Below are 13,490 nucleotides of genomic sequence, written 5' to 3'. Positions count from 1 at the left end.
GGGATCAGCTCGGTGAGCGCCCGCGGATCCATCACCGCGCCGGACAGAATGTGCGCGCCGATCTCGGCGGCCTTCTCGATCAGGCACACCGCCAGTTCCGTGCCTTTCTCGTTGGCCAGTTGCTTCAACCTGATCGCCGCCGCCAGCCCCGCCGGGCCGCCACCAACGATCAGGACATCGAATTCCATCGATTCGCGTTCTTCTTTCATCATACTTGCCTGGTGCCTGTCTCGATTTCGTTCGACGGACCGTTCCTGTCAGTGCGAAGCCGGAGCGGATGGCGCAGGTCGGTCGCGCCAGTCGGAAACGATCCCGTTCTCCAGCGCGAACGGCTGTACCTGAATCGTCCGTTTCTGGAAACGCCCGGCGTCAGGCGAGGTCGCCAGCCACACCATCACGGCCGCCGGCACCTCCGGAGGGGCGGAGCCATTGCGCAATGCGAGCACGCCTTTTTCCCCGATGGTCGCTTTCAGCGCGTCGGTCGTGACAACGCCCGGATTGACCGTGAAAGCCCGTATTCCGCGATCGCCCAATTCCACTGAGAGGATCCCCGACAGACGCGATACTGCCGCCTTGCCTGCGCCGTATGCATAGCCCCAGCCGCCGCGGCCGGCCGCCACCGGGGGATCGCTTTCGCCAGCTCCGGAGGTCACGTTGATCACGGTGCCCTCGCCCTGCTCGATCATGCGCGGCAGGATCGTTCGCGACAGAAGGAAGGGGGCCATCATGTATCCCTGGAACATGCGCTGCAGAGTCGCGGGCTCGAGCTCCAGGAACGGAAGGTTCAAGTCGCTTCCCTGATAGATGGCGTTATTGACCAGTACGTCCACGCGACCGAATTCATTCAGGACCGCCTCGCCAGCAGCCTTCACGGATTCGTCATCGAGGAGATCCATGCGCACCGCGAGAACCTTGCGACCGAGGCAGCGTATAGCGTCGGCGGTTGCAGCAAGGCTACCGGCAAGAGGGCTGCCGTCGGCGTTGTGCAGCGCATGGACGTGCGACTCGCCCTCTTCCATCGTTCGCGCGCTGATTGCCACGTCAAAACCTGCGCGCGCGAACGCGATCGCAGTTTCCCGCCCTATGCCCCGGCTTGCCCCGGTTACGAACGCCACCTTCTGCATCTTTTTCCTCACCACCCGAGAGTGAACAATTTCACCGCGTCAGAAGCTTGCCGGACGGACCATCGCGTCCATGCCGCCGTCGACGAACACCACCGTCCCATGCACAAAACCCGCCTGCTCCGACTGCAGGAAAGCGACGACACCGGCGATCTCGTGCGGCTCGCCGGCACGGCCAAGTGGTGCGACGAAGTTCTTCACCGCCTCGCCGAAGCGGGGATCATCCTTGGATGCCTGCAGCAGCGGCGTCTCGACTGCGCCCGGCGCAACGACGTTGAGCCGCATTCCCTGCTTTCCCCAGGCGACCGCCTTCTGGCGGGCATAGCGCGTCACCGCGAATTTCGAACTCGCGTAGGCGACATGCGGAGCCCCGAGCGCGTCGGCGAGTTCGCGTGCCTGCGCCTCGTCCCCCGCGAGCATCGCCTCCACCATCGGCTGGCTGTCGGCGCCCTGCTGAGTCGACGCGATCGACCCGATGATCAGCGCGGCGGGACGTTGCCCCTTCGCAAGTGCGTCGGCCAGTCCGTCGACAAGCGCGGTGACGCCGAAATAATTGACGCCGATGACGAGCCCGGCGGACGGGGCCGTGGCACCGACGCCGGCGCAGCACACCAGTCCATCGAGCACGCCGCCACAGCGCTCCAGCACCGCGTCGATGGCTGCGCGACGCCCGTCCGGCGTCGAAAGGTCGGCGGCGATGTCCGCGTTCTGGCGGTCGATGCCGATAACGCGGTGGCCTGCCCCCTGCAGGGCCTTGCTGACGGCGGCTCCGATTCCGGACGCGGAGCCCGTGACAACAGTAATGCGCATGAGGGAACTCCTGATTGGGTTAGGAAAATGAGTCAAGGAGACAACCGTCCGAGCAGTATTGTCGCGCCGGGCGGCGTCGACATCGTCTGAACGGACCAGCGCGATCGATCGTTTCTCTCCGGCGCCCGATCTCGTCCACGCATAGTCCATTCGGACGACGGACGGCTGCCCCAGGCCGCATATGATCGAATCGGCACTCGCCCGACCGGATGTCGGACCTCACCCTATCCCCTTCTCTTCAAAGGACAGCCCGCGATGAAGAAACTGCCCGCGTTGATGGCCTCGTTGTCCCTGCTTGTCGCCCTGTCGGGCACGCCGTCCGCGGTCGCCGCGGCACCGCGCGATCCGGCAACGGACGCCACAAGGACGTCCGCCCTGCTCGACCGCGCGGAAGCGCACTACCGCGCGCAGGGGCAGAAAGCGCTGGCGAGCTTCAATCTGGCGGGGGAATTCAAGGACGGCGAGCTTTACGTATATGTGATCGATCGGGACGGGGTGATGTTGTCGAGCGGCGGCTCGTCCGCCATCCTGATCGGCCGCAACCTGCGCGACATGACAGATGCCGACGGAAAGCCCTTCTTCCGCGAGATCGTCGAAGGCGCGAGGTCGAAAGGCCATGGCGTCGTTGAGTATCGCTGGCTGAATCCGGTGGATGGCCGCGTCGAACGCAAGGTCGCGAGCTACCGCGCGGTGGGCGACACGATCCTGATCGCCGGCTATTACGTGCCGCGAGCATCGTTCGAGCTTGCAAAGTCGCTCCTTTGGCGCGCCGTGCATGAGTACAAGCTGCATGGCGACCAGTCGTTCGATCGCTTCAACGACCTTAACGGGCCGTTCGTGCAGGACGACCTCTACGTCTTCGTGATCGGCGTCGATGATGAAGTCATGCACGCCCACGGCGGAGCCTCGCGCATGATCGGACGCAAGGTCGGCGACATGCGTGACTCGAAAGGAAAGCTGCTGGTACGCGAGATGATCGACATCGCGAGAAAGAAGGGCGAAGGGGAACTGCAGTACGCGTGGCGCAACCCGACCACGCAGAAGATCGAGCCCAAGCGCACCTATGTCGTGCGCGTCGGAAACCGGCTGATCGGCTCGGGAGCGTTCATCGAGCCCTGAAACAGGGCCTTCCGGACCCGAGGCGGTCTCCCGCAACAGAAGACGCCTCAGGGACCCGGAATCACTTCATCTTGCTCAGCGCCGCCACGCTGTTGAGCATGATCCGCACGAGTTCCGTCTGGCGTCGGACCCCCGTCTTGGAGAAGATCGAGCGCAAGTGAGCACGCGCGGTATTGCGTCGGATGTTGAGCGCCTCCGCCGCTTCCTCCAGCGACAGGCCGTTCGTCAGCTCCAACGCGAGCGCCGTTTCCGCCGGTGTGAGGTTGAACAGTTGCTTGGCCGCCGCACTGCTCGCAAGCGACTTGCCCGCCGCATCGCGGATATAGACCACCGCCGCCGGCTGGCCCTTGCCTTCGGCCCATTCGCTCGAGGGAACGACTTCGACGACGACGCCCAGGTTCACCTGCCCCGAGGGACGGGAGATGGACATCGCCTCCGTGACCGTAAGGTCTTCCGCGCCGTAGCGCGCGAAGGCATTACGCACTATGCGCTGCAACTCCCGGTTGTCGCTCGGGTAAGTGGCTTCGAGCCGGCCGCCGACGATCTTCAGGCCGTCGCCCGAATCCAGGATCTCCTTCGCAATCAGGTTCTGGTCGAGCACCTTGCCGCTCTCGTCGAGGACGACCATGGCGATCGACAGCCGACTGATCGCGTGCGCGTACATCGCCCCCAGGGACGCGCTGCGATTGAGCTGGTTATGAATCTGCAGCGCGCGACGCAGATGGGGCAAGAGCGCTTCGCAACGCGCGCGATCCTCGGGCGAAAACTTTGCCCCCGACTCGGGACGGGTGATACGGAAACGCAACTTGCCCGCACCGGGGGTGGAGATATCGACGCCCATGACGTGGAACACGCCGTGCCCCGCGCACCAGTGCTGGTAGTAGGACGAGCCACGCCATTCCGACTCGCTCATGAGGTCTTCCACCGTGAAGACGCGGTCGGCCGGCTGATTGACGAACGGCGTCGTCGTGTGCGGATAGCTCATGTAATTCACGCGCCCGCCACCTTCGACATCCCCCACCGCAATCATCAGACCCATGTCGACGCCTTCGGGCGCGCGCAGGATCAGGGTCACATAATTCGCGGCGAAGAGTTCCCGCAGATACTCCAGCGCCGGCGCCCAGAGCTTCGTATCCAGTGCCGCGTCATAGAGCGAACAGACTATCCGGTCGAATTGCTCGAGCGAAAAACGCGACTGCTCAAGTGACGCCGCTTTTGCTGCTTCCACGATCTCTCCTTTACCGGGACTCGCTTTCCGGGGGTTCCCTCCTTCGGGGTTCCCTCCACGTCCCGGTTATCGCCAATCGTTGCCGCAAGCACATCGATCCGTGTGCCGCGACGGTCCCGGTCCGGCCGCACTACCTGCCGCCGGACCCGTATCGCACTATTCCGTTGCCAAGGCGCCCACCAAATCGGGGACGACGTCAAAAAGGTCACCGACGAGACCGAAATCCGCGACCTGGAAGATCGGCGCATCCGGATCCTTGTTGATCGCCACGATCACCTTCGAATCTTTCATGCCCGCCAGATGCTGGATCGCACCGGAGATACCGACTGCCACATACAGGTCCGGCGCGACGATCTTGCCCGTCTGGCCGACCTGGTAGTCGTTCGGCACGAATCCGGCGTCCACCGCCGCACGCGATGCCCCAAGCGCCGCCCCCAGGCGGTCCGCCAGCGGCTCCAGCACCTCGCGATACTTTTCTCCGCTGGTGAGCCCGCGTCCGCCGGAAACGACGATCCGCGCTGCCGCCAACTCCGGGCGCTCCGACTTGCTCAGCTCCCGTCCCACGAGCCGCGAAAGGCCCAGATCGGGGCCCGGCGCAAGCTGCCGCCGCGCAGCCGCCCCACCGGCTGCCGCCGCAGGGAAGGCCGTCGTACGCACCGTCAGCACCTGGATCGGCTCATCGGACGTCACCGTCACCATGACGTTTCCAGCATAGACCGGGCGCACGTAGCTGCCTGCCCCGTCGATCGACACCACGTCCGAAACCGGCGCCACATCGAGCAGCGCAGCGATTCGCGGAGCCAGATTCTTGCCGAAGCCCGAAGCGCCTGCAAGTACCACGGTAAAGGCCTCGTCGCGCACCAGCCCCGCGACCAGCACGGACAGGTTTTCGACCGACTGCGCGCCGTAGTGCTCCGCCTCGACACATATTACCTGCGCGACGCCCTGAAGGGCGGCGCCTTCGGCTGCCACTCCGGCACATTCGCTACCCGCGACCAGCAACTGCACTTCGCCGCCGAACCTCTGCGCCGCGCCGACGGCATTCAGCGTCGCGCCGGCCAGCCGACGGTTGTCGTGTTCGGCAATAACCAATACTTTCATGTGTGCAAGCTCCTCAGATGACCTTTGCATCGTTGCGCAACTTCTGGATCAAGTCCGCGACGTCGGCCACCTTGATCCCCGCCTTGCGTGCCGGCGGCTCGCTGTGCCTGCCTTGGCGCAGACGCGGAGAAATGTCGACGCCCAGCGACGCGGCAGGCAGCACGTCGAGCGGCTTCTTCTTCGCCTTCATGATGTTGGGCAGCGTCGCGTAGCGCGGTTCGTTCAGCCGCAGATCCGCCGTCACCACGGCGGGAAGCGGCAGTTCCAGGGTTTCGAGTCCGCCGTCGATTTCGCGCGTGACGCGGATGACCGCGCCGTCGACCACGACTTTCGATGCAAAGGTCGCCTGCCCCCAGCCCATCAGCGCAGCGAGGATCTGCCCGGTCTGGTTGGCATCGTCATCGATGGCTTGCTTTCCGCAAATGACGAGCTGCGGCGACTCGCGCTCGACGACCGCCTTGAGCAGCTTGCCCACGGCCAGGGGCTGCAGTTCGATGTCGGTTTCGACGAGGATGCCGCGATCGGCGCCCATGGCCAGCGCCGCACGCAAGGTTTCCTGGGCGGCAGCGGTTCCGCAGCTGACCGCAACCACCTCGGTCGCGATGCCGGCTTCCTTCATCCGGACCGCTTCCTCGATGGAGATTTCATCAAACGGGTTGATCGCCATCTTGACGCCGGCGAGTTCCACCCCGCTCCCGTCCGACTTCACCCGCACCTTGACGTTGTAATCGACCACCCGTTTCACCGGGACCAGAATCTTCACTTGTATCTCCCACTCGGAACGTTATTGCGATCGTCCGGCAGGCGCATCGACGCCTTGTGCCGGATCCCGGTTCCATGATGGAAGAACAAGTCCTGCCGGGCATCCCCCATGAGGACTACATCCGTTCGCCCGCTGGCGCCCTTACTCCGCGAAACGGATGCGCAGACGCTCGCTGGTCGGAACGGCCTGGCAACTGAGCGTCCACGAGCGTGCCAGATCCTTCTGGTCCAGCACTTCGTTGTGACGCAGATGGACACTTCCTTCCTCGACCTGGCACATGCACGACCCGCACATGCCCGAGAGACAGGAATGCGGAGCCTGCAGCCCTGCGCGCAGCATCGCTTCGAGAACGGTCTCGTTTCCGCCGCACGCGACGGTGTGACGCTCGCCGTTGAGCGAGACATCGACGGCGGCCTGGGCCACGGCTTCAACAGACATGGCGGCCGCAGCGGCTGCGCTCACCGCCGCGGCGTCTTCCTCGTCGGGCAGCGAAACGAAACGTTCGACGTGCACCTGCTCGCCCTCCACCCCCAGCATCGCCAGGGACGCGACTGCTGCGTCCATGAACGGGGCCGGCCCGCAGATGAAGACCGTCGCTTCGCGCCACGGCCGCGCCAGCTCGGCCAGTTGCGCGACCGAAGGTACGCCCTGCACCGAATCGAGCCAGTGGATCACCTGCAAACGGGCCGGATGCGCTGCGGCGAGTTCCTGCAGCTGCGTGCGGAAGATCACCGAGCGCTCGTCCCGGTTCGCATACACCACCCCGATCCGCCCCTGTCCGTGCGCGAGCGCCGAACGCAGAATGGAAAAGATCGGCGTGATGCCGCTGCCGCCCGCGAACAGCAGGAAATCCCCTTGCAAGGCGCGCGGGACGAAAACGCCGGCCGGAGGCATCACCTCCAGCATGTCGCCCGCGCGCACGTGGTCGCACAACCAGTTCGACGCGCGCCCCTTCGCCACGCGCTTGATCGTCACGCGGGGTCGCCCATCGAGCGTGGGCGCGCTCGACATCGAATAGCAGCGCGGCAGATGTCGGCCGAACACCGGCACGCGCAGCGTCAGGAATTGCCCGGGACGGTAGGCAAAGGTCTCCGCGAGTTCGGGGGGGACGTCGAATTCGAACGACTTGGCGTCGTGCGTTTCGCTCACGACCGACGCGACCCGCAGGAGATGATGGCGGATCGCTGGCCCGTTCATAACCCCATTCCCAGGACGGCGTTGTCGACCTTGATTTCGGCACCGCTGACGAAACGCGACTCGTCCGACGCGAGGAACAGCACGACGTTGGCGATCTGGTCCGGCAGGCAGGCACGTCCGCCGCGATTCTTCGCCGGATCGAACAGCATGTACTTCGGATCGACCCCAGGCGCGCTCGCTTGCATCATCGGCGTGTAGATTCCATCCGGGTGCACGGAATTGACGCGCACCGCATACCCGCGCTTGCGGCAATGCAGGGCGGCCGCCCGTGTCACCGCGCCGACCGCGGCCTTCGAGGCGCTGTAGGCGGCGTATCCGTCGACGGGGAGCCACGAGGACACCGACGCCATGTTGATGATCGAGCCGCCGTGTTCCTTGAGCGCCAGCACCCCGTACTTGCAGCCTAGAAAGCACGAATCGCCGTTCACGCGCTGGATCCGCTGCCAGTGATCGAGCGTGGCTTCCTCGATCGACGCGGACTCGAGAATTCCGGCGTTGTTGACCACCACATCGAGCCGTCCGAAGCGTTCGGCGCTGGCCGCCATCACGGCCCGCCAGTCCGCTTCGCTGGCCACGTCATGGCGCATGAAAAAGGCCTGCTCCCCGATCTCGCGCGCCAATGCGCTGCCGGCCTCGACGTTGAGGTCCGTCATCACCACGCGAGCGCCCTCGCGCGCCATCAGAATCACGTCTTCCCGACCTACGCCGCTCGCGGCGCCGGTGACCAGCGCCACCTTGCCTTCCAGCCTGCCCATTGCGATCTCCCTCGTTGATGAATTCGGTATTCCCGCTTGCTCACACGAAGGGGTCGGCGTTCGGCAAGCCGAGCATCACGGCCCCGTGCGAGCGCGCATACGCGTCGGTGTTGTTGGCGATGTGGGCGCGGGCCTGGTGGATGTCGCGGAAGACGCGCTCCACCGGATTCGGACGGAAGGTGCCGGACGCGGCACTGGCGCGCAGCAGCTCGTCGGCCATGCGGGCGCAAAGTTTCGGCACCTGCGATGCCTGGGCGCGCTGCATCAGTCGCTCCTCGACCGGCATGCGTTCGCCGCTGCGCGCGCACTCGACGATCCGCGCGTAATTGCGGAACAGCACGAGCTTCAACTGATCGCTCGTCATCATCGCCTCGGAGACCGCGGTCTGCGCGTTCGGGTCATCGGCCGTCCTCGCCCCATGCTTGCCGACGTGAGCCGCGGCCCGTTCGCGAAAGCTCGCAATGGCACCGTCCAGGGCGCCCAGGCAGGCTGACGACACCGCACGCTGAAATACCTGGGTGAAGGGAATGCGGTACAGCCAGCTCGGGTTCCCGACCCGACCCGGACATCCCGCGTCGCTGTGGTCGTTGGTCCGCTGCGTACGGTGTTCGGGCACAAACACGTTCTCGACGACGATGTCGTGACTGCCCGTCGCACGCAGGCCCAGCACGTCCCAATTGGGTTCGACGCGGAAGTCGGAGCGCGGCAACAGGAAGGTCGTATGCTCGAGCGCGTCGGAGCCGTCGTTTTTCGGCAGCAGGCCGCCCAGGAAAATCCACTTGCAGTGGTCCACACCGCTCGAGAAGCTCCAGCGCCCGGAGAAGCGATAGCCGCCTTCCACTTTCTCCGCCTTGCCCACCGGCATGTAGGTGGATGCGATCAGCGTCCCCGAGTCCTCGGCCCACACTTCCTGCTGGGCCTGCTCCGGAAACAGCGGCAGCTGCCAGTTGTGCACCCCGATCACCCCGTAGATCCACGCCGTCGACATGCAGCCTTCGGCCAGTGCCATCTGCACGCGGTAGAAAACGCGCGGATCCAGTTCGTAACCGCCCCAGCGGCGCGGCTGGAGAACACGGAAGAGTCCCGCCTCCGCAATCTCGCGGACCGACTCGTCCGGCACCTTGCCGGCGACTTCAGCTTCACCGGCCCGGGCCGCGAGGCGAGGCGCGAGCTCGTAGGCGCGCCGCAACAATTCGCTTGCCTCTGCAGTCATGTAATCGTCGGCAAGACCGCCTGCCACCTGCTCACTGGTTAGAACACCCATTCTGCGTACCTCCTCCATGTCGCGCCCGCCGGCACGGGGTTTCACTGGGTCAGTTGACCCGCTAAGGCAAGGGTTTCACACGCCCCCCTGCGACTCATCGTCTGAACGGACTAACGCAGCCCCCCTCCCCGAAAGCCCCCGAAGCGTTTGATGCGGGGACGAATGCAGGCGCGTAAATTGGCAGTAACCCGTTTGGACGATGTCCCCGCGTGGCCGAAGTCAATAATGGGCGCCACCCTGGCTGCAGTGCAGGGGCAGACCGATCCACCAAGGAGACAAACCATGCGCACATTCGCAGGCATGGCGATGGCATTGATCGTGGCTCTTGCCGGGAGCTATGCATTCTCGCCGCGCAGTGTTCCCCCCCTGGCAGCCACCCGAATTCCGGTGGACCGGATGCAATTGACCTCCGTCGTGCGCACCGCGGCGGGCCTCGTCGCGGCTGGCGAGCTCGGCTACATCCTTGTTTCGGACGACGAAGGCGTTACCTGGAAGGCAGCGGCGCTCACGCAGGACCGCCAGGCACTCATCACCCGCCTCGTCTTTGCCGACGACAAGGTGGGCGTCGCACTGGGACACGAGGGCTGGATCCTGCGGACCGCGGACGGCGGGCTCAACTGGACCGAGGTCGCGTTCTCCGAATCCAACGGCGAGCCCCTGATGTCTGCCGCGCGCCTGCCGTCCGGCGACTGGATCGCCGTTGGCGCTTTCGGCCGCACCCTGCGCTCCATCGACGATGGCAATACGTGGCAGGAATTCACCATCGGCGGACAGGAAGACTGGCACCTCAATGGCATTGCCTCTTCCACGGACCGGCAGCAGTGGTTGATCGTGGGCGAGGCCGGTTCGATGCTGCGCTCCACCGACGGCGGCAGGGAATGGACACAGATTCCCGCCTTCTATAACGGCTCGCTCTACGGTGCGACCCACGCAGGCGGCACGAACTGGGTCGCCTGGGGCATGCGCGGCAACGTCTATCACAGCACGGACGGCGGCTCGAGCTGGACCGCGTCGAAGGTGCCCGCGCCCGTTTCCCTTTACGGGCATGCCCTGACCGCCGACGGGGCCCTGTTGCTCGTTGGACAGGGCGGACTCGTTCTGTCGAGCACGGACGCCGGGAAGTCGTTCTCCGTCGTCCGGGCCGGCGGGCGCGAAAGCCTGACCGACCTGGTTACGAAAAACGATGGGAGCTGGCTCTTCGCCAGCGACAGCGGCTTGCAGACCTGGGTGCCGCGTGCCCCGGCGAGCGCCGGCGCGAATGGCGCGTCCTGACGCGGACGCACACCACCCTGCATTACGGAGTTCCCCAATGACGAACATTTCGACGACCCGTATCGAAGCCCTGGTGGCGTTCTTCGCACGCGTGCTGATCGCCTACCGCAAGCCGTTGGGCCTGCTGTTCCTGTCACTGACGCTCGGATTCGGCATCTCCGCCCTGAACACGCGCCTGGACCCGGGCTTCAACAAGCTGATTCCGCTCAAGCATGAGTACATGGCAGCCTTCCTAGAGCACTCCGCCACGTTCTCCGGCGCCAACCGCGTGATGGTAAGCGTGCATTGGAAGGGCGATGGCGACATCTACAACGGGGAGTTCCTGCAGATCCTGCGCAAGGTCACGGACGAAGTCTTTTTCATTCCCGGGGTCAACCGCGGCGGAGTGCGCTCGCTGTTCACGCCCAACGTGCGCTACATCGAAGTCACCGAGGTCGGCTTCACCGGCGACGTGGTCATTCCCTCGCGCTTCGAAGCCGACGCCACGGGCCTCGCGCAGGTGCGTTCAAACGTTGCGAAATCGGGAGAGCTCGGACGCCTCGTCTCGAATGACCTGAAGTCCGCTCTCGTCCAGGCCGACCTGCTCGAAATCAACCCGCAGACCGGCGAAAAACTCGACTACGCGGAAGTCGCACGGCGTCTCGAAAAAATCCGCGGCGAATTCGCGAGCGGCGACATCGAGATCAACATCGTCGGCTTTGCCAAGGTCATGGGCGACGTGATGGACGGCCTCTTCACGGTCGTCACCTTCTTCGCCATCGCCTTCGTCATCACCACCGCGCTGCTGTGGATGTACTCCCGCTCGCTGAAGCTTACCCTGCTCGCAATCACCGTCGCCTTGCTGCCGGTGATCTGGCTGCTGGGTCTCCTTCCGCTGATCGGGTACGGCATCGATCCGATGTCGGTGCTGGTTCCCTTCCTGATCTTCTCGATCGGCGTGTCGCATGCGGTACAGATGACCAACGCGTGGAAGCAGGACGTGCTGAGCGGCATGACCGCGCTGGAAGCGGCCGAGAGCGCCTTCCGCAAGCTCGCCATCCCCGGCACGATGGCGCTGCTCGCGAACGCGCTGGGCTTCCTCGTGATCATGATCATCGACATCCCCATCGTGCATGAACTGGGCGTCACCGCCTGCCTCGGCGTCGCGTTGATGATCATGACGAACAAGATGTTCATGCCGATCATCCTGTCCCATCTGCGCCTCGAGCGGCTCGCCCTCCATCAGCCGATCGAAACGCACCACAAGCACGGATTGTGGTGGGCCGTGTCCGCGCTGGCCCGCCCGCGCCCGGCGCTCGCGAGCTTCGCCGTGATGCTCGTCCTGCTCGCAGTCGGCACCTGGTATTCGCGCCAACTGCAGACGGGCGACGTCGGCACCGGCGTCCCCGAGCTGCACAGCGAATCCCGGTACAACCAGGACAACGCGAAAATCATATCGAGCTACTCGATCGGGATGGACGTGCTGTCAGTCTTCGTCGAGACGCAGAACCTTCAGGAAGCGTGCCTCAACTGGGACGTCATGAATGCGGTGGAACGCTTCGACCTGCGCATGCGCGGCGTCGCGGGCGTCCAGTCGGTCACCACGGTCGCCGGCCGCGCCAAGCTCTACGCTGCCGGCAACAACGAGGCCAACCCGCGCTGGGCCGCGCTGCAGCGCTCGGAAGCGGCCCTGCGCACCGGGGGACGCGCAGCGAACCCGGAACTGGGCCTGAACACCGACGGGTGCAAGACGATCCAGCTCGTCATCTACCTCAACGACCACCAGGGTGCCACGCTGAAGCACGTCGTCGACGAGGCGCGCAAGTTCATTGAAGTGGAGAAGGCGCCCAACGTGCGCTTCCGCCTCGCAGGGGGCAACGCGGGGGTCGCGGCCGCCACCAACGAGGCCGTCGAGCGCGCGGAAGTGCAGATGCTGGCCTCGATCTTCGGCGCCATCGCCCTGCTCTGCTGGCTCACCTTCCGCTCGTGGCGCGCCGTGCTGTGCGTCATTGTGCCGCTGTTGCTGGTGTGCATCCTGTGCAACGCGCTCATGGCGCTGCTCGGCATCGGCCTGAAGGTCGCCACCCTGCCGGTCATCGCGCTCGGTGTCGGGGTCGGCGTCGATTACGGCATCTACATCTACGAACGCATGCAGCACGAAATGGCGCATAACGCCGCCCCGCTGCGCGAGGCGTTCTACGAAGCGATGCGCCAGCGCGGCACCGCTGCCGTCTTCACCGCCGTCACCATGTCCATCGGCGTCGGCACCTGGGCGTTTTCCGCCCTCAAGTTCCAGGCCGACATGGGCATCCTGCTCGCCTTCATGTTCCTCGTGAATGTGCTCGGCGCGATCTTCCTCCTGCCCGCCCTCGCCTGCTGGCTCGGCGTCGAGGTTCAGCCCCGCGAGCGGGACGAGAAAGAGTCAGCACCTTTGCCGGTTGCCCATGCGACGACACGTGACGCGGCCACTTCGCAGAATAATACCTCGCTGCGTCCGAAGCCGAGTGCGTTGGGCATCCGCTAAGACGCGACAGTCCCTGTTTGAAGCCTGCAGCGGCGGCGACGCGATCCAGCGCGCCGCCGCTTTCATTTCTGGAATCGCTGCCGGTCACGCCAGCTCTCGGTACAGACGACCGATGTGGCATGCCGGACGAGACCGAATAATCAAGCCAACTTGGATAGTTGCAGACTGAGACCGAAGTTCTCGATCGGCCGGAACGTACGGCCGTTCAGCATGTAGCGAAGGACTGTATCCGGCCGAGGCCGTGTAAAAACGGTCGCGGATGCGCCAGGAATCGGTCGTTCCGGCGCCCTGCGGCGGAAGCGAACGAATTTGAAGGCGGCAAATCAGCTCAGTTGAGCTTCAAGAAGGCCTTTTCAG

Annotated in this window: 12 protein-coding genes; 3 read left to right on the top strand and 9 right to left on the bottom strand. The window is 65.0% G+C overall.

Annotated features, from left to right (window positions below):
• From GPA25_RS22985 to GPA25_RS22975, 3 genes are all read right to left on the bottom strand, one after another.
• On the bottom strand, positions 1–209 hold a 209-nt coding region (locus tag GPA25_RS22985), incomplete at its 3' end, for an NAD(P)-binding protein (protein WP_169262731.1).
• 48 nt (positions 210–257) lie between these two features.
• Positions 258–1,124 (bottom strand): SDR family NAD(P)-dependent oxidoreductase, encoded by an 867-nt coding sequence (locus tag GPA25_RS22980; protein ID WP_169262730.1) that lies wholly within the window; start codon positions 1,122–1,124, stop codon positions 258–260.
• Between the two features lie 39 nt (positions 1,125–1,163).
• Positions 1,164–1,931, bottom strand: coding sequence for an SDR family oxidoreductase (locus tag GPA25_RS22975; RefSeq protein ID WP_169262729.1), 768 nt, complete (start codon positions 1,929–1,931; stop codon positions 1,164–1,166).
• Between the two features lie 255 nt (positions 1,932–2,186).
• Between GPA25_RS22975 and GPA25_RS22970 the strand changes: the two genes are divergently transcribed.
• Positions 2,187–3,050, top strand: coding sequence for a cache domain-containing protein (locus GPA25_RS22970; protein WP_169262728.1), 864 nt, complete (start codon positions 2,187–2,189; stop codon positions 3,048–3,050).
• Between the two features lie 61 nt (positions 3,051–3,111).
• Here GPA25_RS22970 and GPA25_RS24340 read toward each other — a convergent pair whose 3' ends face one another.
• The 6 genes from GPA25_RS24340 to GPA25_RS22940 form a co-directional block, all read right to left on the bottom strand.
• Positions 3,112–4,278: a LuxR C-terminal-related transcriptional regulator gene (locus GPA25_RS24340; protein WP_169262727.1), complete on the bottom strand. Its 1,167-nt coding sequence runs from the start codon at positions 4,276–4,278 to the stop codon at positions 3,112–3,114.
• Between the two features lie 156 nt (positions 4,279–4,434).
• Positions 4,435–5,379: an electron transfer flavoprotein subunit alpha/FixB family protein gene (locus GPA25_RS22960; protein WP_169262726.1), complete on the bottom strand. Its 945-nt coding sequence runs from the start codon at positions 5,377–5,379 to the stop codon at positions 4,435–4,437.
• Positions 5,380–5,392: 13 nt separating this feature from the next.
• On the bottom strand, positions 5,393–6,142 hold the full coding sequence (locus tag GPA25_RS22955; protein ID WP_169262725.1) for an electron transfer flavoprotein subunit beta/FixA family protein: 750 nt from the start codon (positions 6,140–6,142) through the stop codon (positions 5,393–5,395).
• Positions 6,143–6,283: 141 nt separating this feature from the next.
• Positions 6,284–7,339 carry a ferredoxin--NADP reductase gene (locus GPA25_RS22950; protein WP_169262724.1) on the bottom strand — a complete coding sequence of 352 codons (1,056 nt, stop codon included), beginning with the start codon at positions 7,337–7,339 and terminating at the stop codon, positions 6,284–6,286.
• A complete protein-coding gene (locus GPA25_RS22945; protein WP_169262723.1) occupies positions 7,336–8,094 on the bottom strand; it encodes an SDR family oxidoreductase in 759 nt (252 codons plus the stop codon). The genes GPA25_RS22950 and GPA25_RS22945 overlap by 4 nt, the downstream gene beginning before the upstream one ends.
• Before the next feature lie 40 nt (positions 8,095–8,134).
• Positions 8,135–9,358 carry an acyl-CoA dehydrogenase family protein gene (locus tag GPA25_RS22940; protein WP_169262722.1) on the bottom strand — a complete coding sequence of 408 codons (1,224 nt, stop codon included), beginning with the start codon at positions 9,356–9,358 and terminating at the stop codon, positions 8,135–8,137.
• A 225-nt stretch (positions 9,359–9,583) separates the two neighbouring features.
• Here GPA25_RS22940 and GPA25_RS22935 point away from each other — a divergent pair, with 225 nt between their 5' ends.
• Both GPA25_RS22935 and GPA25_RS22930 read left to right on the top strand, forming a co-directional pair.
• Complete coding sequence (locus tag GPA25_RS22935) at positions 9,584–10,630, top strand: WD40/YVTN/BNR-like repeat-containing protein (protein WP_246266119.1); 1,047 nt, start codon at positions 9,584–9,586, stop codon at positions 10,628–10,630.
• Between the two features lie 37 nt (positions 10,631–10,667).
• A complete protein-coding gene (locus tag GPA25_RS22930; RefSeq protein ID WP_169262721.1) occupies positions 10,668–13,133 on the top strand; it encodes an efflux RND transporter permease subunit in 2,466 nt (821 codons plus the stop codon).
• Positions 13,134–13,490 lie beyond the last annotated feature (357 nt).

Origin of the sequence: Aromatoleum diolicum (assembly GCF_012910955.1) — a bacterium.
In the GTDB taxonomy this organism is placed as follows: Bacteria; Pseudomonadota; Gammaproteobacteria; order Burkholderiales; family Rhodocyclaceae; genus Aromatoleum; species Aromatoleum diolicum.
Note: the sequence above shows the minus strand (reverse complement) of the source record. Positions and strands in the feature narration are given on the sequence as shown.